Annotated in this window: 16 protein-coding genes; 9 read left to right on the forward strand and 7 right to left on the reverse strand. The window is 63.8% G+C overall.

The genetic code is table 11. The features are described 5' to 3' along the window. Positions 1–36 precede the first annotated feature (36 nt). The 3 genes from ngg to mnmC all read right to left on the reverse strand — a co-directional run bounded on the left by ngg (position 37) and on the right by mnmC (position 5,679). Entirely contained in the window at positions 37–1,779 is a 1,743-nt protein-coding gene (gene ngg, locus F6X62_RS04805; protein ID WP_054893859.1) for an N-acetylglutaminylglutamine synthetase, read from the reverse strand. Between the two features lie 3 nt (positions 1,780–1,782). Further along, entirely contained in the window at positions 1,783–3,570 is a 1,788-nt protein-coding gene (locus F6X62_RS04810) for an N-acetylglutaminylglutamine amidotransferase (RefSeq protein ID WP_153772845.1), read from the reverse strand. A gap of 123 nt (positions 3,571–3,693) precedes the next feature. Beyond that, positions 3,694–5,679: a bifunctional tRNA (5-methylaminomethyl-2-thiouridine)(34)-methyltransferase MnmD/FAD-dependent 5-carboxymethylaminomethyl-2-thiouridine(34) oxidoreductase MnmC gene (gene mnmC / locus F6X62_RS04815; RefSeq protein WP_153772846.1), complete on the reverse strand. Its 1,986-nt coding sequence runs from the start codon at positions 5,677–5,679 to the stop codon at positions 3,694–3,696. Between the two features lie 131 nt (positions 5,680–5,810). On the opposite strand from mnmC, the gene pap reads away from it, so the two are divergent. Then, entirely contained in the window at positions 5,811–7,304 is a 1,494-nt protein-coding gene (gene pap / locus F6X62_RS04820; protein WP_054893862.1) for a polyphosphate:AMP phosphotransferase, read from the forward strand. 137 nt (positions 7,305–7,441) lie between these two features. Next, complete coding sequence (locus F6X62_RS04825) at positions 7,442–8,404, forward strand: DMT family transporter (protein WP_153772847.1); 963 nt, start codon at positions 7,442–7,444, stop codon at positions 8,402–8,404. Between the two features lie 58 nt (positions 8,405–8,462). On the opposite strand, the gene F6X62_RS04830 is transcribed toward F6X62_RS04825, so the two are convergent. Continuing rightward, entirely contained in the window at positions 8,463–9,857 is a 1,395-nt protein-coding gene (locus tag F6X62_RS04830; RefSeq protein WP_153772848.1) for a class II fumarate hydratase, read from the reverse strand. A 157-nt stretch (positions 9,858–10,014) separates the two neighbouring features. Between F6X62_RS04830 and F6X62_RS04835 the strand changes: the two genes are divergently transcribed. From F6X62_RS04835 to F6X62_RS04865, 7 genes are all read left to right on the forward strand, one after another. Further along, positions 10,015–10,539: a DUF2059 domain-containing protein gene (locus F6X62_RS04835; protein WP_054893865.1), complete on the forward strand. Its 525-nt coding sequence runs from the start codon at positions 10,015–10,017 to the stop codon at positions 10,537–10,539. Positions 10,540–10,549: 10 nt separating this feature from the next. Then, entirely contained in the window at positions 10,550–10,846 is a 297-nt protein-coding gene (locus F6X62_RS04840) for a BolA family transcriptional regulator (RefSeq protein ID WP_153772849.1), read from the forward strand. Positions 10,847–10,963: 117 nt separating this feature from the next. Beyond that, positions 10,964–11,896 (forward strand): rhodanese-related sulfurtransferase, encoded by a 933-nt coding sequence (locus tag F6X62_RS04845; RefSeq protein WP_054893867.1) that lies wholly within the window; start codon positions 10,964–10,966, stop codon positions 11,894–11,896. A 3-nt stretch (positions 11,897–11,899) separates the two neighbouring features. Then, complete coding sequence (locus tag F6X62_RS04850) at positions 11,900–12,532, forward strand: DsbA family protein (protein WP_153772850.1); 633 nt, start codon at positions 11,900–11,902, stop codon at positions 12,530–12,532. Next, a complete protein-coding gene (locus F6X62_RS04855) occupies positions 12,525–14,357 on the forward strand; it encodes an ABC transporter ATP-binding protein (RefSeq protein WP_153772851.1) in 1,833 nt (610 codons plus the stop codon). Before F6X62_RS04850 ends, F6X62_RS04855 begins: the two co-directional genes overlap by 8 nt. Before the next feature lie 122 nt (positions 14,358–14,479). Then, the gene (locus F6X62_RS04860; protein ID WP_153772852.1) at positions 14,480–16,936 is read left to right on the forward strand and encodes an EAL domain-containing protein; all 2,457 of its coding nucleotides are present in this window, start codon (positions 14,480–14,482) and stop codon (positions 16,934–16,936) included. A gap of 45 nt (positions 16,937–16,981) precedes the next feature. Then, complete coding sequence (locus F6X62_RS04865) at positions 16,982–17,779, forward strand: TenA family transcriptional regulator (RefSeq protein WP_153772853.1); 798 nt, start codon at positions 16,982–16,984, stop codon at positions 17,777–17,779. A gap of 58 nt (positions 17,780–17,837) precedes the next feature. On the opposite strand, the gene F6X62_RS04870 is transcribed toward F6X62_RS04865, so the two are convergent. From F6X62_RS04870 to ubiG, 3 genes are read right to left on the reverse strand one after another with little or no spacing between them, the layout of a single operon-like run. Beyond that, positions 17,838–18,578: a YciK family oxidoreductase gene (locus tag F6X62_RS04870; protein WP_054893871.1), complete on the reverse strand. Its 741-nt coding sequence runs from the start codon at positions 18,576–18,578 to the stop codon at positions 17,838–17,840. 48 nt (positions 18,579–18,626) lie between these two features. Then, positions 18,627–19,298, reverse strand: coding sequence for an N-acetylmuramic acid 6-phosphate phosphatase MupP (gene mupP, locus F6X62_RS04875; protein ID WP_153772854.1), 672 nt, complete (start codon positions 19,296–19,298; stop codon positions 18,627–18,629). A gap of 2 nt (positions 19,299–19,300) precedes the next feature. Continuing rightward, positions 19,301–19,999, reverse strand: a complete 699-nt coding sequence (ubiG, locus tag F6X62_RS04880) for a bifunctional 2-polyprenyl-6-hydroxyphenol methylase/3-demethylubiquinol 3-O-methyltransferase UbiG (RefSeq protein WP_112898930.1) — start codon at positions 19,997–19,999, stop codon at positions 19,301–19,303. Between the last annotated feature and the right edge of the window lie 55 nt (positions 20,000–20,054).

Raw genomic sequence — 20,054 nt, forward strand, 5'->3', positions numbered from 1 at the left:
CCACAAGGGCTTGCCCGCGAAAAGACCAGCAGCGATTCAGGCCAGGGGCTGGCTATGCGGGAACAGCAGATCCACGAACCGCTCCGCAGTCGGCTGCGGTTCATGGTTGGCCAGCCCGGCCCGCTCGTTGGCTTCGATGATCACGTAGTCCGGCTGCTGCGCATCGCGCACCATCAGGTCCAGGCCGACCACCGGAATTTCCAGTGCCCGTGCAGCCCTCACTGCCGCATCGGCGAGCACCGGGTGCAACTGTTCGGTGACATCTTCCAGGGTGCCGCCAGTGTGCAGGTTCGCCGTGCGCCGCACCGCCAGGCGCTGGCCTGCCGGCAATACGTCTTCAAAACCCAGCCCGGAGGCGCGCAGGGTGCGCTCGGTTTCCTCATCCATCGGGATGCGGCTTTCACCCCCGGTTGCGGCCTGGCGACGGCGGCTCTGGGCCTCGATCAGTGCCTTGATGGTGTGCTTGCCGTCGCCGATCACCTCGGCCGGATGGCGAATGGCGGCGGCCACCACCTCGAAGCCGATCACCAGGATGCGCAGGTCGAAACCGGCGTGGAAGCTCTCCAGCAGCACGCGGCTGTCGAAACGCCGGGCGTGCTCCACAGCCTGGCTGATCTCGTCGTATTCGGTGAGGTTGACCGCGACGCCCTGGCCCTGCTCGCCATCCACCGGCTTGACCACGACGGCGCCATGCTCTTCGAGAAAAGCCAGGTTGTCGTCGGCGTTGCCGGCCAGTTGCTGGGCAGGCACCTGCAGGCCGGCATCGTGCAGCACCTTGCGGGTCAGGCGCTTGTCCTGGCACAGGGTCATGGTCACGGCGCTGGTCAAGTCACTCAGCGATTCGCGACAGCGAATCCGGCGCCCGCCCAGGCTCAGGGTGAACAGCCCGGCGCTGGCGTCGTCTACCTGGACTTCGATACCACGGCGCAGGGCTTCGTTGACGATGATCCGCGCGTAGGGATTGAGCCCGGCTTCAGGGCCAGGGCCGAGGAACAGTTCCTGGTTGATGCCATTCCTGCGCTTGACGGCGAAGGTGGGCAGGTTACGAAAGCCCAGCTTCTGGTAAAGCCGCTTGGCCTGGCGGTTGTCGTGCATCACCGACAGGTCGAGGTAGGCCAGGCCGCGGCTCATGAAGTGCTCGACCAGATGGCGCACCAGCACTTCGCCCACACCCGGACGGCTGCACTGCGGGGAGACGGCCAGGCACCACAGGCTGCTGCCGTGTTCAGGGTCGTCGAAAGCCTTGCTGTGGTTCAGACCCATGACGCTGCCGATCACGGCGCCGGTGTCTTCGTCCTCGGCAATCCAGTACACCGGGCCACCCAGGTGGCGCGGGGTGAGTAGCTCGGGATTGACCGGCATCATGCCGCGCGCCTGATACAGCGTGTTGATCGCCTGCCAGTCGCCTTCGGCCTGGGCGCGACGGATGCGAAACCCGCGGAACACGCGCTGGGCCGGGCGATAGTCGGTGAACCACAGGCGCAGGGTGTCGGAGGGGTCGAGAAACAACTGTTGCGGCGCCTGGGCCAGCAACTGCTGGGGGGCCGCCACGTACAAGGCGATGTCACGTTCGCCGGGCTGTTCGTCGAGCATGGCCTCGGCAAGTTGTGCAGGGTCAGGGTAGGTGTGGCCGATCAGCAAACGTCCCCAGCCGCAGTGCACGGCGCGCGGCTGGTCGTGGGGGTCGCTGCCGTCACCGGCCAGGCGTGCCTGGAGGCGTTCGTAGGAGGGCGCCTGGCCGCGCAACAGGCGCTGGCCATAGGCACTATGGGCTTTCATTGGTCAGATTCCTTGTTCGCTGAGCCACAGGTTCAGGGCCGCCAGTTGCCACAGCTTGGAGCCGCGCAGTGGGGTGAGCTGGCCGTGGGGGTTGCTCAGCAGGCGATCGAGCATGGCCGGGTTGAACAGGCCACGGTCCTGGCTCGGGTCGGTCAGCAGTTCGCGTACCCAGCCAAGGGTCGCGCCCTCCAGGTGCTTGAGGCCGGGTACGGGGAAGTAGCCCTTCTTGCGGTCGATGACTTCATGGGGAATGACCCGTCGCGCCGCCTGCTTGAGCACCTGCTTGCCACCGTCGGGCAGCTTGAAGCGGCCCGGGATACGGGCAGAAAGTTCGACCAGGCGATAGTCGAGGAACGGCGTACGTGCCTCCAGCCCCCAGGCCATGGTCATGTTGTCGACACGCTTGACCGGGTCGTCGACCAGCATCACCGTGCTGTCCAGGCGCAGGGCCTTGTCCACCGCATGGGTTGCACCGGGACGGGCGAAGTGCTCGCGAACGAAATCGCCGGCGGCATCGTTGTCCAGCAACCAGGGTGCCTGCACGGTGTCGCGGTATTCGTCGTGGCTACGGTCGAAGAACGCCTCGCGATAGGCAGCGAAGGCATCCTCGGCACCATTCACCTGCGGGTACCAGTGATAGCCGGCGAACAACTCGTCGGCGCCCTGGCCGCTCTGCACGCCCTTGCAGTGCTTGGCGACTTCACGCGAAAGCAGGTAGAAGGCGATGCAGTCATGGCTGACCATCGGCTCGCTCATGGCGCGGAAGGCAGCCGGCAACTGCTCGATGATCTCGTGTTCGGCGATGCGCAACTGGTGGTGGCGGGTGCCGTAGTGCTTGGCGATCAGGTCCGAGTACTGGAACTCGTCGCCACGTTCGCCGCCGGCATCCTCGAAACCGATGGAGAAGGTCGACAGGTCGTCCACGCCGACTTCGCGCAGCAGGCCGACCAGCAGGCTGGAGTCGACGCCACCGGACAGCAGCACGCCAACATCCACAGCCGCGCGCTGGCGGATCGCCACGGCATCGCGGGTGGCATCGAGCACACGGGTGGTCCAGCCTTCGAGGTCGAGGTCCTGCTCGTCCGGGGTCGGGCCGTAATGCAGTTGCCACCAGGTCTGGCGCTCGACTTCGCCGTGGCGGTCGATGCGCATCCAGGTCCCGGGCTCGAGCTTCTGCACGTTGGCCAGCATCGTGCGCGGTGCTGGCACCACGGCGTGGAAGTTGAGGTAGTGATTGAGCGCTACCGGGTCGATCATCGGGTCGATGTCGCCGCCTTTGAGCAGCGCCGGCAGGGTCGAGGCGAAGCGCAGGCGCTCGCCGTTGCGCGACAGGTACAGCGGCTTGACGCCGAGGCGGTCGCGAGCCAGGAACAGGCGCTGGTTGTCGCGCTCCCAGATGGCCAGGGCGAACATGCCGTTGAGCTTGGGCAGCAGCGCGGCGCCCCAGGCGTGGTAGCCCTTGAGCAGCACTTCGGTGTCGCCGTCTGACCAGAAGTTATAGCCCAGGTCCTGCAGTTCCTGGCGCAGTTCCGGGAAGTTGTAGATGGCGCCGTTGAACGCCAGGGACAGGCCGAGGGTGTTGTCGACCATCGGCTGCGCCGAGCCGTCGGACAGGTCCATGATCTTCAGGCGCCGATGGCCAAGGGCGATCGGCCCCTGGCTGTGGAAGCCCCAGGCATCAGGGCCACGTGGCGCCAGATGATGGGTGATGCGCTCCACCGCGGCGAGATCCGCCGGGCGGGGGGCTTGGTCGATGGGGGTGAAACGCAACTCTCCTGCTAATCCGCACATAAGTCCTTACCGGTTTTGCCGTTGGGGAAAGAGTGCCCCCACATGGGGCACCTTAAGGAACTGACCCAGGGGATTTGCGGGAGTTTTAGATCAATCTGTTATATGGGACGGGTGGGTGCTGTTTCATTTGCCGCGAATCAGCTTGCGCAGCATGAAGCGGTTTGGATGACAGGCCTCGGCCACGGCCCGAGGTATCGGCAGTGGTTCGCCACTGGCCCAGGCGGCAATCAGCTCGCCGCTCAAAGGCGCGGTAATCAGGCCGCGTGAGCCGTGGCCGCTGTTGACGTACAAGCCTTCCAGCCAGGGGCAGGCGATCGCCGGAACCTGTCGGGCATCCTTGGCCAGCATTGAATAGGTCGTGCTGAACGCAGCAGGATCGGCCAGCGGCCCGACAATCGGCAGGTAATCCGGGCTGGTGCAGCGAAACGCTGCGCGCCCCTGCAACTGTTCCGGATCCAGTGCGGCCGTGTCGAGCCGCTGCGCCAGGTCGGCAGAAATCGCCTCCAGCAGACCGAGATTGCTTGCGTGCTCGCCGGCAGTGGGGGCGAGGTCGAGGCTATGGAAGTCGAAACTGGCGCCGAGGGTGTGCTCGCCATCGCGCGCCGGGGCGACGTACCCGTCGGCGCAGACCACGGTGCCCAGCGCCTGGCTGCGCTCGGTCAGCGGCAGGCGGGTGATCTGTCCTCGGATACGCTTGAGCGGCAGCTCGGCGCATGCCTCGAGGTTGCGTATCTCAGCGGCACCGGCCAGCACCACCAGCGGCGCACTGGCCAGCAACCGTTCGCCGTCCCAGGCTTGCCACAGACCGTCGACGCGGCGCAGTTCGATCACCTGGTGATGGTTGAGCAGGCGAATGCGCGGGTGTTGCAGTTGCGCGTGGCACAGTGCGGGCGGGTGCACCCAGCCGCCCTCGGGGTAGAACAGCCCACCGCTGGACAGGGCGACCCCGGCGATCGCCTCGGCCTGCTCGCGATCCAGGCACTGCAGCAGGCTGCTGTCGAAGGCGCCGGCAAGTTTGGCCTGGCGTTCGGTTTCCTTGGTGTCGAACGCCAGTTGCAGCACGCCGCAGTCGTCCCAGTCGCGGCCACGCTGCAGGCGTTCGAGCCAACGGCGGGTGTAGCCGAACCCGGCGAGAATCATCTGCGACAAGGCGGTGCCGTGTGCCGACAGCTTCAGGTACAGCACGCCCTGGGGGTTGCCGGAGGCCTCTCGGGCCGGGGCGTCGTGGCGTTCCAGCACTTCGACCTGCCAACCGCGTGCAGCCAGGCTGGCGGCGCTGGCGCAACCGGCCAGCCCGGCGCCGATGACCAGCGCGCGACGGGGGCCGTCCACGGGGGCGGGGCGTGCATACCAGGGGGCTGGTTGTGGCGGCGTCGGCAGGTCTTCAGGCCAGCCGACGAATTCTCCCCCCATCACTTCCCACTTCTTGCCCAGCCCCGGCACTTTCTTGATCGCAAAACCGGCGGCTGCCAGGCCGCGGCGCACCCAACCTGTGGTGGTGAAGGTCCCCAGCGTGGTGCCGGGGCGTGACAGCCGTGCCAGTTGCGCGAACAGTTCCGGCGTCCACATGTCCGGGTTCTTCGCCGGGGCGAAGCCGTCCAGAAACCAGGCGTCGATGGGCGCGTCGAGCTGGGGCAACCGTTCCAGCACGTCACCGACCAGCAGGGTGAGGGTGACCCGGCCCTGCTCGAAGCTGAACTGCTGGAAGCCTGGATGCACGGCCACATACTGCGCCAGCAAGGGTTCGCTGAAGGGCGAAAGCTCCGGCCATAGCGCTGCAGCGCGGGCCAGGTCGGCGCGACTGAGTGGGTACTTCTCGACACTGACGAAATGCAGCCGCGCCTCGGGGTGAGCCTTTTCTGCAAACAGTTGCCAGGCACAGAAGAAGTTCATGCCGGTACCAAAACCGGTCTCGCCGATCACCAGGCAGGCGTGCGGCGCAAGCTCGGCGAAGCGCCGGGCCAGGTGGTTGCGCTCGAGGAAGACGTACACCGTCTCGTGCACGCCCTCGTTCTTCGAGAAATAGACGTCGTCGTATTGCCGCGAGTGGGGGCGGCCCTGGTCGTCCCAGTCGATCTGGGCGTGCTGGGGGAGTGGGGTATCAGGCATGGTCGGTTCGGCTGGCAGTGAAGCGAAGATTTTATGCCATCTGCGTCGCCGGCGCTGTATCCGCCGTGGGAAGAGGGCGCAAGACTGGCGTGCAATCCGCTACTCTTGCTTATCCATCGAAGGAGTGAGCCATGTTCGAATCCGCGGAAATCGGTCACAGCATTGACAAGGAAACCTACGAGGCCGAATTGCCGGCCCTGCGCGAGGCGTTGCTGGAGGCCCAGTTCGAGCTCAAGCAGCAGGCGCGATTCCCGGTCATCGTACTGATCAACGGTGTCGAGGGTGCTGGCAAGGGCGAGACGGTCAAGCTGCTCAACGAGTGGATGGACCCGCGGATGATCGATGTGCTCACCTTCGACCAGCAGACCGACGAAGAACTGGCGCGCCCACCCGCCTGGCGATACTGGCGTGCACTACCGCCAAAAGGGCGAATGGGCGTGTTCTTCGGCAATTGGTACAGCCAGATGTTGCAGGGGCGGGTGCATGGTCGCTTCAAGGATGCGGTGCTCGACCAGGCCATCACCGGCGCCGAGCGCCTGGAACAGATGCTTTGCGACGAAGGTGCGCTGATCATCAAGTTCTGGTTTCACCTCTCCAAGAAACAGATGAAGACCCGGCTCAAGGTGCTGCGCGACGATCCGCTGCACAGTTGGCGCATCAGTCCGCTGGACTGGCAGCAGTCCGAGACCTACGACCGCTTCGTACGTTTCGGTGAGCGGGTTCTGCGGCGCACCAGCCGCGACTACGCGCCCTGGCATGTGATCGAGGGTGTCGATCCGCACTACCGTGCGCTGGCGGCCGGGCGCATTCTGCTCGAAAGCCTGAACGCGGCGCTGGCCAATGCGCCGAAGGGCAAGCACCAGGGCAATGTCGCGCCATTGGGGCGCAGTATCGATCAGTTGAGCTTGCTCGGCGCTCTGGATCTCACCCGGCGCCTCGACAAGCACGACTACCAGAAGCAGTTGGTCGCCGAGCAGGCGCGCCTGGCCGGGCTGTTGCGGCACAAGCGCATGCGCGAGCACGCCCTTGTCGCGGTGTTCGAAGGCAACGATGCTGCGGGCAAGGGTGGGGCGATTCGTCGCGTGGCCGCCGCGCTGGACCCACGCCAGTACCGCATCGTGCCGATCGCTGCGCCCACCGAAGAGGAACGGGCCCAGCCCTACCTCTGGCGTTTCTGGCGACATGTACCGGCGCGCGGCAAGTTCACCATCTTCGACCGCTCCTGGTACGGCAGGGTGCTGGTGGAGCGGGTCGAAGGATTCTGCACCCCGGCCGACTGGATGCGCGCCTATGGCGAGATCAATGATTTCGAGGAGCAGTTGAGCAACTCGGGCATCGTGGTCGTGAAGTTCTGGCTGGCAATCGACCAAGAGACACAGTTGCAGCGCTTCGAGGAACGTGAAGAGATCCCGTTCAAGCGCTACAAGATCACCGAGGAAGACTGGCGCAACCGCGACAAGTGGGATGTTTACGCCGAGGCGGTGGGTGACATGGTCGATCGTACCAGCTCCGAGATAGCCCCTTGGACGCTGGTGGAGGCCAACGACAAGCGCTGGGCACGGGTCAAGGTGCTGCGCACCATCAACGACGCACTGGAAGCGGCGTTCGCCAGGCACAAGAAGTGACGCATCCCGTTCGCCGCGGGGCAGCCATGCCCCGCGGGAATGACCTGATGAATTCTTTTCCCGCCACTTTATGCCAGCCCCACCTTTGCAGCCCTTAGACTTCAATCACCCCACTCAGGGCATTGATCGAGGACGCTATGCACATTTCTTCCGGACGCTGGGTCCATGGCCTGTTCCTGGCGCTGCTGACCGCGCTGCTGTGGGGCATTCTGCCGATCAAGCTCAAGCAGGTGCTGCAGGTGATGGATCCGATCACGGTCACCTGGTATCGGCTGCTGGTCTCCGGCGGCCTGCTGTTCGCCTGGCTGGCCGCCAACCGGCGCCTGCCGCCAGTCCAGCGGCTGGGGCGCAAGGGCTTGGGCCTGGTAGCGGTGGCCGTGTGTGGGCTGATGGGCAACTACGTGCTGTATCTGGTCGGTCTCAAACTGCTCAGCCCTGGTACTGCACAGTTGGTGGTGCAACTGGGGCCGGTGCTGTTGCTGGTGGCCAGTGTGTTTGTGTTCAAAGAGCGTTTCAGCTTGGGCCAGGGTATCGGGTTGCTGGTGCTGCTGGCCGGTTTCGGGCTGTTCTTCAACCAGCGCCTGGACGAGCTGCTGACATCACTTGGGTCCTATACCACCGGTGTCCTGACGATCATCCTGGCCACCAGCATCTGGGTATTCTATGCCCTGAGCCAGAAGCAGTTGCTGACGGTCTGGCATTCGCAGCAGGTAATGATGGTGATCTACCTGTGCTGCGCGGCGCTGCTGACGCCCTGGGTGCATCCGCTGGAGGCGCTGCAACTGACGGCTGTACAAGGCTGGTTGCTGCTGGCGTGCTGCCTGAACACCCTGGTCGCCTATGGCGCATTTGCCGAGGCTTTGGCGCATTGGGAAGCATCGCGGGTGAGTGCGACCTTGGCACTGACGCCGCTGGTCACCTTTATTGCGGTGGCGCTATCGGCCTGGGTGTGGCCTGAGTACGTGCATGCCGAACAGATCAATGCGCTGGGCTATGCCGGGGCGGTGACGGTGGTGGCAGGGTCGGCACTGGTGGCGCTGGGGCCTTCGCTGGTGGCGGGGTGGCGGGCGCGGCGGGCCAGGGTGGCAGAGGTTCGCTGATAATCGGCGGTGGCCTCTTCGCGGGCAAGCCCGCGAAGAGGCCGCTATCGGCTCAGGATCAGCCCTTGACCCCCGGTGCCAGCATGTTTTCCGGGCGCACCCACTGATCGAACTGCTCGTTGGTCAGGTACTTGAGCTCCAGCGCTGCCTCGCGCAGGGTCTTGCCCTCGCTGTAGGCCTTCTTGGCGATTTCCGCAGCCTTGTCGTAGCCGATGTGCGGGTTCAGCGCCGTCACCAGCATCAGTCCGCGCTCCAGGTGGGCGGCCATCTGTTCGGCGTCCGGCTCGATGCCGGCCACGCAGTGCTCCTGGAAGTTGCGGCAGCCATCGGCCAACAGTTCGATCGACTGCAGCAGGTTGTGGATGATCACCGGCTTGAACACATTCAACTGCAAGTGCCCCTGGCTGGCCGCGAAGCCGATCGCCGCATCGTTGCCCAGTACCTGACAGGCCAGCATCGACAGGGCTTCGCATTGGGTCGGATTGACCTTGCCCGGCATGATAGAGCTGCCTGGTTCGTTGGCCGGCAGGCGCACTTCGGCAAGCCCGGCACGCGGGCCGGAACCCAGCAGGCGCAGGTCGTTGGCGATCTTCATCAGGGCCACGGCGAGAGTTTTGAGCGCGCCAGCCAGGCTGGTCAGCGGCTCATGGCCGGCGAGGGCGGCGAACTTGTTCGGTGCGGTGACGAAGGGCAGGCCGGACAACGCCGCGAGCTCAGCGGCAATGGCTTCGGCAAAGCCGTGTGGGGCGTTGAGACCGGTGCCGACGGCCGTGCCGCCCTGGGCCAGTTCACAAACTGCCGGAAGGGTGGCGCGAATTGCCCGCTGGGCGTAGTCAAGCTGGGCAACGAAGGCCGAGATTTCCTGGCCGAAGGTGATGGGCGTGGCGTCCATCATGTGCGTGCGGCCAGTCTTGACCAGATTCGAGTGACGCGCCGACAGTTCTGCCAGGCCCGACGACAACTCGGCGATGGCCGGCAGCAACTTGCCATGCACGGCCTGGGCGGCGGCGATGCTCATGGCGGTAGGGAAGCAGTCGTTGGAGCTCTGCGAGCGGTTGACGTGATCGTTCGGGTGGACCGGCACCTTGCCGCCACGGCCCTTGCCAGCCAGTTCGTTGGCGCGCCCGGCGATCACTTCGTTGACGTTCATGTTGCTCTGGGTGCCACTGCCGGTCTGCCAGACCACCAGGGGGAACTGATCGTCGTGTTCGCCGTCGAGCACTTCGTCGGCGGCTTGTTCGATCAGTCGGGCAATGTCGGCTGGCAGGTCGCCGTTGCGGTCGTTGACTCGTGCCGCGGCTTTCTTGACCAGCGCCAGGGCGTGGAGGACAGCCAGGGGCATGCGCTCCTTGCCGATGGCGAAGTTGATCAGCGAGCGCTGGGTTTGCGCACCCCAGTAGGCGTCCTCTGGAACTTCGACCGGGCCCAGGCTGTCTGTCTCGATACGGCTCATGCTGCGCTCACTCCTTTGTTCAGTCAGAAGTCGCAGTTTAGGCCCTGATCCACCCGGGCGGTCAATCGCTCGTCTTCCCACTTGAGCACAGTGCCCATCGCGGCGCAGAATGCTCTACTCTGAGGTATCCGCCTCACCCTCTCATGAAGGAATTGCAATGACCCGCCTCCGTGTCCTCTTTGCCGCCGTCGCCCTGGCCTGTGCCAGCGGCCAGGTCCTCGCCGCAACTGCCAGCCACAACGCCGCCGCCGAGAAGTTCCTGACCCTGGCCAATGCCGACAAGCTGGGCACCCCGGTGTACATGCAGGTCCAGCAGATGTTCGCCCAGCGCTTCGAGCAGACCAAGGCCCCGGCCGCGAAGAAATCCGTGCTCGACAGCTACCAGGCCAAGGCCAACGCCGCCCTGGACAATGCCATTGGCTGGAAGAAGCTCAAGCCGCAGATGGTCAACCTGTACACCGCGACCTTCACCGAGCAGGAGCTCAACGACCTGGTCAAGTTCTACGAGTCGCCGCTGGGCAAGAAAGTCCTGCGCGAAATGCCCAAGGTCACCCAGCAGTCGGCCCAGCTGACCCAGCAGAGCCTGGAGCCTGCAGTGCCGGTGGTGAACAAGCTGCTGGACGACATGACCAAGGAGCTGGACCCGAACGCTGGCAAGGCCGCCGCTCCGGCGAAGAAGTGAGCCTGAATCGATGAGCATGCAACAACGCATCGAGCAGCAACTGGCACCGCTTGGCGATCAGCACCTGCAGGTGCTGAATGAAAGCCACATGCACAGTCGTGGGCAGGAGACGCACTACAAGGCGGTGCTGGTCAGCGAACAGTTCGCCGGCCTGAACAGCGTCAAGCGTCACCAGAAGGTCTACGCCACCATGGGCGAGCTGATGGGCGAGATTCATGCCCTGGCCATCCACACCTACACGCCCGAAGAATGGGCGCAGGTAGGGGCGGCGCCGGCCTCGCCGGTGTGTGCCGGCGGCGGGCACTGAAACCTGTCCGTCGTTCTGGTAGAATCCGCTTCATCCGGGGGCCGCTTTGCGGCCCCCGTGTTTTTTGTCAAACCCGGTCCGCCCCTTACGAGGGCAACCACCTGGAGATACAGATTCATGTCCCAACCGATCGTCGTGGCGGCGCTCTATAAGTTCGTCACCCTCGAGGACTACCTCGACCTGCGTGAACCATTGTTGAAAACCCTGCAGGACAATGACGTCAAAGGCACTTTGCTGCTGGCGCTCGAGGGTATCAATGGCACGGTCTCCGGCACCCGTGAAGGTATCGACGGCCTGCTGGCCTGGCTGCGCAACGACCCGCGCCTGGCGGATGTCGACCATAAAGAGTCGTACTGCGATGAGCAGCCGTTCTACCGCACCAAGGTCAAGCTCAAGAAAGAGATCGTCACCCTCGGCGTGCCGGGCGTCGACCCCAACAAGCAGGTCGGCACCTATGTCGAACCCAAGGACTGGAACGCGCTGATCAGCGACCCCGAAGTGCTGCTGATCGACACCCGCAATGACTATGAAGTGGCCATCGGCACCTTCAAGGGCGCCATCGATCCGAAGACCGAGACCTTCCGCGAGTTTCCCGACTACATCAAGGCCAACTTCGACCCGAGCAGACACAAGAAGGTCGCGATGTTCTGCACCGGCGGCATTCGCTGTGAAAAAGCGTCCAGCTACATGCTCGGTGAAGGCTTCGAGGAGGTCTATCATCTTAAGGGTGGGGTCCTGAAATACTTCGAGGAAGTGCCTCAGGAAGAAAGCCTCTGGGACGGCGACTGCTTCGTCTTCGACAACCGGGTCACGGTGCGTCACGACCTGTCCGAGGGCGAGTACGACCAGTGCCATGCCTGCCGCCATCCGATCAATGCGGATGACCGTGCGTCCGAGCATTATTCGCCCGGAGTGAGCTGCCCGCATTGCTGGGACACCCTGAGCGAGAAGACCCGGCGCAGCGCCATCGACCGCCAGAAGCAGATCGAGCTGGCCAAGGCGCGCAACTTGCCGCACCCGATCGGTTACAACTACAAAGCCGAGGCCTGATGCATGACTGCACGCCTGCTCTATGTGATGGACCCGATGTGTTCCTGGTGCTGGGGCTTCGCTCCCGTGGCCGAGGCGTTGATCGCCCAGGCGCGGGATGCCGGTGTGCCGACGCGCCTGGTGGTGGGTGGCCTGCGCAGCGGTAGCAGCGCGTTGGATAGCTCGACGCGCAAGTACATCCTCGAGCATTGGCAGGCGGTCGCCGAGGCCACCGGTCAGGCGTTTCGCTTCGAGGGCGCCATGCCTGACGGGTTCGTCTATGACACCGAGCCGGCCTGTCGCGCCTTGGTCACGGCGCGTGAGCTCGATGCCGAGCGCGGTTGGGCGCTGCTCAAGCTGATCCAGGGCTCGTTCTACGAACAGGGCCTGGATGTCACCCGCGCCCCGCAACTGGTGGACCTGGCCGAGCAGGCAGGCTTCGACCGCGAACGGTTTTCTGCAGCGTTCGCAAGCGTCGAGACCCGCACGACCACGACAGCCGACTTTGCCTGGGTTCAGGACCTGGGTATCGCCGGCTTCCCGACCCTGCTGGCCGAGCGCAATGGTCAACTGGCCTTGCTGACCAACGGCTATCAGCCGCTCGATCGCCTGCAGCCGTTGCTGGGCCGCTGGCTGCAGCAGGCTGCCTGTGCTTGATCTGTCAGGGTCTAGCGACCCTGTGCCGGGGAAGCCCCCCGTTGCGCACGATCGTCTGAGCTGGGCGGAAATCCGCCGCCTGGCGCTGCACCACAAGAAGGCCTTGTGGACTGCCAACCTGGTTGCCGTGCTTGCCGCCCTCTGCAGCGTGCCGATTCCCTTGCTGCTGCCCTTGCTGGTCGATGAAGTGCTGCTGGGCCATGGCGACGCTGCCTTGAAATGGATGAACCAGCTCCTGCCGAGCCAATGGCAGGTGGCAGCCGGTTATATCGGCTTGATGCTGGTTGCGACCCTCAGCCTGCGCCTGGCCTCGCTGGCCTTCGGTGTGATCCAGGCCAGGCAGTTCGCCGGGCTAGCCAAGGATATCGTGTACCGCCTGCGAATCCGCCTGATCGAGCGGCTCAAGCGGATCTCGCTCAAGGAGTATGAAAGCCTGGGCAGTGGCACGGTCACTACGCATCTGGTCACCGACCTGGATACCCTGGACAAGTTCGTCGGTGAAACCCTCAGCCGCTTCCTGGTGGCCATGCTGACGCTTACCGGCACTGCGGCGATCCTGATCTGGATGCACTGGAAACTGGCGCTGCTGATCCTGCTGTTCAACCCGCTGGTGATCTATTTCACCGTGCAGTTGGGCAAGCGAGTCAAGCACCTGAAGAAGCTCGAGAACGACAGTACCGGGCGTTTTACCCAGGCGCTGAGCGAGACCCTCGACGCCATCCAGGAAATCCGCGCAAGCAACCGCCAGGGCTATTTCCTCGGGCGCCTTGGAGTACGTGCCCGGGAAGTGCGTGACTATGCGGTGGCCTCGCAGTGGAAGAGCGACGCCAGTGGTCGGGCCAGCGGTCTGCTGTTCCAGTTCGGCATCGACATTTTCCGTGCTGCGGCGATGCTCACGGTGTTGTTCTCCGACCTGTCGATCGGGCAGATGCTGGCTGTGTTCAGCTACCTGTGGTTCATGATCGGCCCGGTGGAGCAGTTGCTCAACCTGCAGTACGCCTATTACGCGGCCGGTGGTGCGCTGAGCCGGCTCAACGAGTTGCTGTCGCGAGAGGACGAGCCGCAGTATCCGGCCGCTTGTGATCCGTTCGCTGGGCACGCGACGGTGGGTATCGAGGTGCGCGAGCTGCGCTTCGCCTATGCCGATGAGCCGGTGCTCGATCACCTGGACCTGTCCATCGCTCCGGGCGAGAAGGTGGCTATCGTCGGTGCCAGCGGCGGCGGCAAGAGCACGCTGGTTCAGCTGCTGCTGGGGTTGTACAGCGCCCAGGCCGGGACCATTCGCTTTGGCGGTGCCAGCCTTCAGGAGATCGGCCTGGAGACCCTGCGCGAACATGTCGCGGTGGTGCTGCAGCATCCATCGTTGTTCAACGACAGTGTGCGCGCCAACCTGACCATGGGCCGCGAGTGCAGTGACGACGCCTGTTGGCAGGCGCTGCGCATTGCCCAGCTCGATGCCACCATCGCCGCGCTGCCGCAGGGATTGGACAGTGTGGTCGGGCGCTCTGGTGTACGCCTGTCCGGGGGCCAGCGTCAACGCTTGGCGATTGCCCGGATGGTACTGGCCGAGCCGAAGGTGGTGATCCTCGACGAGGCTACCTCGGCCCTCGATGCGGCCACCGAATACAACCTCCATCAGGCCCTGGCGCGCTTCCTCAGCGGCCGCACCACCCTGATCATTGCCCATCGCCTGTCCGCGGTGAAACAGGCTGATCGGGTTCTGGTATTCGACGGCGGTCATGTGGCCGAAGACGGCGGCCACCAGCAGCTCATCGCCGAAGGCGGGTTGTACGCCAAGCTGTATGGGCACCTGCAACAGTCCTGATCGGGCGGTGCATCAATAGGTGCAGTGGCTGCGACAAAAAGCTCCGCGCAGTTATGGCAAATGGCCTACGCTGTGCTTGTCTGGGTCGATTCGTGCCATATCCGCTCTGAGACAGGGACTACATGAAGGGAAATCGGACTCTCGAGGCGCCAAGGTTGCTGGGAATCATCTGGCCCTTCGTCGCAGTGGTGGTTTTCCAGGTGCTGTTGGGCAGCCTCAGTCTTTATTCGCTTTCGGCCATGCGTGCGTACGTGGCCGGCGAAAGCCTGTGGTCCAAGGCACAGAAAGACGCCATCTATTACCTCAATCTGTATGCCGAAAGCCAGGACGAACGCATCTTCGAGCGTTATCGCCAGGCCATTGCCATACCCCAGGGCGACCGTGAGCTACGGGTGGCTCTCGATCAGCCTGTCCCGGACCTGGAGGCGGCGCGGCGCGGGATCTTGCAGGGTGGTAACCATCCGGACGACGTCAATCGGATCATCTGGTTCTACCGCAATTTTCGCCAGATCAGTTACATGCAGAATGCCATCGGCTACTGGAACACCGGCGACGACTACCTGCGGCAACTGGACGGCCTGGCCCAGCAAATGCGCGAGGCCTTCGTCCAGGGGGTGGCCACTGAACGCGAGGTGGCGGACTGGAAAGCGCGTATCGTCTCGATCAACGAGGGCGTGACGCCGGCCGCCAAGGCATTCAGCGATGCCTTGGGCGAAGGCTCGCGGGTGCTGCTACGGGTGTTGATGGTCACCAATCTGCTCACGGCGTTGTTTCTCATCGCGCTGGCCTGGCGCCGTTCTGCACGGTTGCTGTCCCAGCGCCAGGCGTTTGCCAGCGCTTTGCAGGTGGAGCGTGAGCGGGCACAGACCACCCTTGAGTCGATCGGCGATGCGGTGATCACCACCGATGTCGAGGGGTGCATCGTCTACATGAACCCTGCCGCGGAGCAGTTGACCCACTGGCAGGCCTCCCAGGCCCATGGCTTGCCGCTGGCGGCGCTGTTCAGCCTGCTCGATGAGAATGCCGAGCGGGACAGCCTGACCCTGGTCGAGCAGGTACTCAGCGGCAGCCTCAAGGGCGGCGCCGAGCATGCCCGGCTGATCCAGCGCCTGGATGGCAGTACGGTATCGGTCAACCTGGTTGGATCGCCGATCCACACCGACGGCCAGATCAGCGGTATCGTGCTGGCCTTGCATGACATGACGCAGGAGCGACAGTACATCGCCAACCTGTCCTGGCAGGCGACTCACGATGCCCTGACGGGCCTGGCCAACCGCCGCGAGTTCGAGTATCGCCTGGAGCAGGCGCTCAACATCTTGGTCCGTCAGTCGGGGCGCCATTCGCTGATGTTTCTCGACCTCGACCAGTTCAAGCTGGTCAACGATACCTGCGGACACGCTGCGGGCGATGAGTTGCTGCGCCATATCTGCGCCGTGCTGCAGGCAGGCCTGCGCGAAGGTGACACCCTGGCCCGGCTGGGCGGTGATGAATTCGGCGTGTTGCTGGAAAACTGCCCACCCGACCAGGCCGAGCGGATTGCCGAGCACTTGCGCCAGACCGTGCAGAGCCTGCATTTCGTCTGGAAGGGACGACCCTTCGTCACCACCGTCAGTATTGGCCTGGTACACATTGCCCAGTCGCCCGGCACCCTCGAGGCCTCGCTGCGGGCAGCCGACATGGCTTGCTACATGGCCAAGGAGAAGGGTCGCAACCGTGTGCAGGTCTACCATGCCGACGACAGCGAGTTGTCGATGCGCTTTGGCGAGATGGCCTGGATCCAGCGCCTGCATGTCGCGCTCGAGGAAAACCGCTTCTGCTTGTATGCCCAGGAAATCGCCCCGCTCAAGCCCGACATGGGCGCCGGGCACATAGAGATTCTTCTGCGCCTGCATGACGAGAGCGGCCGGACCGTGCTGCCTGACAGCTTCATCCCTGCTGCCGAACGCTACGGCCTGATGACCGCACTCGATCGCTGGGTGGTGCGCAATGTGTTTCAGGTGATTCGTCAGGCGCTGGATGAAGGTTGCAGTCGGCCGCTGGCGATGTGCGCGATCAATCTGTCGGGTAGCAGCATTGGCGACGATAAATTCCTGGAGTACTTGCAGCGATCGTTCGCCGAGTACCAGATTCCTCCGCACATGATTTGTTTCGAAATAACCGAGACCAGCGCAATCGCGAATTTGGGAAGTGCTATTCGCTTCATCAACGAATTGAAAGGCTTGGGCTGCAAGTTCTCCCTCGACGATTTCTGCGCCGGGATGTCGTCATTCGCCTATTTGAAGCATTTACCCGTAGACTTCCTGAAGATCGACGGAAGTTTCGTCAAAGATATGCTCGACGATCCCATTAACAGGGCTATGGTGGAGGTGATCAACCATATCGGCCATGTCATGGGTAAGCGCACCATCGCCGAATTCGTCGAAACGCCGTTGATCGAGCAGGCGCTGCAGGAGATCGGCGTGGATTTCGCGCAGGGTTATCTGATCGAGCGGCCGCAGGTGTTCACCTGTGGCAGCCTTCAGCGACAACGGATTGCAGTAAGGCCCCTGTTGCACCGGGCGCCAGGGACCTTCCGCTGATACCAGTAGCCGTCCGGGAAATCACAGGGAATCAAGGAGCTGACAGTGATTGAAGCATTCGTTCGGATCGGTCCATTGATGGACGCCAAGAGCTATCCCGACTGGGCGCAGAAAATGATCGATGATTGCGCCGAGAGCAAGCGCAGGGTGGTCGAGCATGAGATCTACCAGCGCCTGAGCGACGGCAAACTGAGCAAGAAGACCATCCGCCAGTACTTGATCGGTGGCTGGCCGGTGGTCGAACAGTTCTCGTTGTACATGGCCCACAATCTCACCAAGACCCGCTACGGCCGAAGCCAGGGCGAAGATATGGCGCGGCGTTGGTTGATACGCAATATCCGTGTCGAACTCAATCATGCCGACCATTGGGTCAAATGGTGCAAGGCGCACGACATTACCTTGAAGGACTTGCAGGCCCAGGATGTTCCGCCTGAGCTGAACGGCTTGAATGATTGGTGCTGGCGTGTCTGTGCGACCGAGTCCCTGGCCATTGCGATGGCCGCGACCAACTATGCGATCGAAGGGGCGACGGGAGAGTGGTCGGCAAAGGTCTATCCCAACACGGACTATGCGCAGGCCTTCATCCAGCAAGGTGACAAGGAGTCCAAGGCGGCCATGAGGTGGCTGGATCTGCACGCCGAGTACGATGATGCTCACCCATGGGAGGCGCTGGAGATCATCTGCACGCTGGTGGGCGAGAACCCTTCCGAGGAATTGCAGGCGCAACTGCGCAAGGCAATCTGCAAGAGCTACGACTGCATGTACCTGTTCCTGGAGCGTTGCCTGGCAATGGAGCCTGTGCAGCGTCAGACCTTCAGCAAGCCGGTGTTGGCGGCGGGCTGATCAGGTGCCCGGCCTCATCGCGCGCTTGCAGGGATGAGGCCGGTGCAGTTGCCGGCGTTTATTGGGCGTTGAACGCCTGTCCGTTCACGCCGCTGCTGTCAGGGCCCATCAGGTACAGGTACACCGGCATGATGTCTTCGGGCAGCGGATTGTCCTGCGGGTTCTCGCTGGGATAGGCGAGCGCTCGCATCGCCGTGCGCGTGGCACCCGGGTTGATGCTGTTGGCGCGCACCGGCGCCACGCCTTCCAGTTCGTCGGCCAGGGTCTGCATCAGGCCTTCGGTGGCGAACTTCGACACGCCATAGGCGCCCCAGTAGGCCCGGCCCTTGCGCCCCACGCTCGACGAGGTGAACACCACCGAGGCGTCCTCGGACAACTTGAGCAGCGGCAGCAGTGTGCTGGTCAGCATGAAGGTCGCGTTGACGTTGATGTGCATCACGCGCATGAAGTTGTCGCCCGACAACTGCTCCAGCGGCGTACGCGGGCCGATGATCGACGCGTTGTTGAGCAGGCCGTCGAGGCGCCCGAACTGTTCTTCGACCATCACCGCCAGTTCGTCGTACTGATGGGGCAGGGCGGTTTCCAGGTTGAACGGAATCACCACGGGTTGTGGGTGGCCGGCGGCCTCGATCTGGTCGTAGACCTCGTTGAGGTTGGCCTCGGTCTTGCCCAGCAGCAGCACGGTGGCCCCCAGTGCTGCATAGGCCTTGGCGGCGGCAGCGCCGATGCCGCGGCCAGCGCCGGTGACAAGAATGACCCGACCCTTGAGCAGGTCGGGGCGGGCGATGTAGTCGAACATTGAGAATTCCCTGTTTTTATCCCTGTGTGTGCTGCCAGCCCTTACAGCTCAGCAGCCGCACAACGCACTGTCGATCACCTTGCGCAGGTCCAGCGGGTGGTCCACCACCACGTCGGCGCCCCAGTTGTTGGGGTTGTCCTCTGGATGAATATAGCCGTAGCGCACGGCTGCGGTGCGGGTGCCGGCATCGCGGCCGGATTCGATATCACGCAGATCGTCGCCGACGAACAGTACGCTGGCTGGGTCCAGGTCAAGCGTCTTGCAGGCGAGGATCAGCGGCTCGGGGTCGGGCTTGCTGTTCTTCACGTGATCGGGGCAGATCAGCAGCGCCGAGCGCTCGGCCAGGCCAAGCTGCTGCATGATCGGCTCGGCGAAGCGTACCGGCTTGTTGGTGACCACGCCCCACAGCAGGTTGCCTTTTTCGATGTCGTCCAGCAGTTCGGCCATGCCCTCGAACAGCTTGCTGTGCACCGCGCAGTCGCGCTGGTAGCGCTCGAGAAACTCCAGGCGCAGGGCTTCGAAGCCTTCGGCGTCCGGGCTCATGGCGAAGGTGGTGGCGACCATTGCCCGGGCGCCGCCGGAGATCACGCCACGGATCAACTGGTCGTCCACGGCCGGCAAACCGCGTTCGGCGAGCATGGCCTGGCAGATGGCGATGAAGTCTGGCGCGGTGTCCAGCAGGGTACCGTCCATGTCGAAGAGTACTGCTCGCAGGCGCATGCTCATTCCTCGCGCAGGGTCTGGATCATGTAGTTGACATCGACGTCGCTGGCCAGCTTGTAGTGCTTGGTCAGCGGATTGTAGGTGAGGCCGATGATGTCCTTCACTTCGAGGCCGGCAACACGGCTCCAGGCGCCGAGCTCCGATGGTCGGATGAATTTCTTGAAGTCATGGGTGCCGCGCGGCAGCATCTTGAGGATGTACTCGGCGCCGATGATCGCCAGCAGGTAGGCTTTGGGGTTGCGGTTGATGGTGGAGAAGAACACCTGGCCGCCGGGCTTGACCAGGCGATGGCAGGCGCGGATCACCGAGGAGGGGTCGGGTACGTGTTCGAGCATTTCCAGGCAGGTGACCACGTCGAACTGGCCAGGCAGCTCTTCTGCGAGCGCTTCGGCGGTGATTTGCCGGTACTCGACCTCGACCCCCGATTCCAGCTGGTGCAGGCGCGCCACGGCCAGTGGTGCTTCGCCCATGTCGATACCGGTCACGGTGGCGCCGCGCTGGGCCATTGCCTCGCTGAGGATGCCGCCGCCGCAGCCGACGTCCAGTACCTTCTTGCCGGCGAGGCTGGCGCGCTCGTCGATCCAGTTGACCCGCAGCGGGTTGATCTCGTGCAGGGGCTTGAACTCGCTCTCGCGGTCCCACCAGCGGTGAGCCAGGGCCTCGAACTTGGCGATTTCGGCGCGGTCGACGTTGCTCATTGAACAGATCCTCTGAAAACTTCGATAAAAGGTGTCTCAGGCGGCAGCCGCAGCT

This window comes from Pseudomonas sp. MNR3A (assembly GCF_009650575.1).
Classification (GTDB): domain Bacteria; phylum Pseudomonadota; class Gammaproteobacteria; order Pseudomonadales; family Pseudomonadaceae; genus Aquipseudomonas; species Aquipseudomonas machongensis.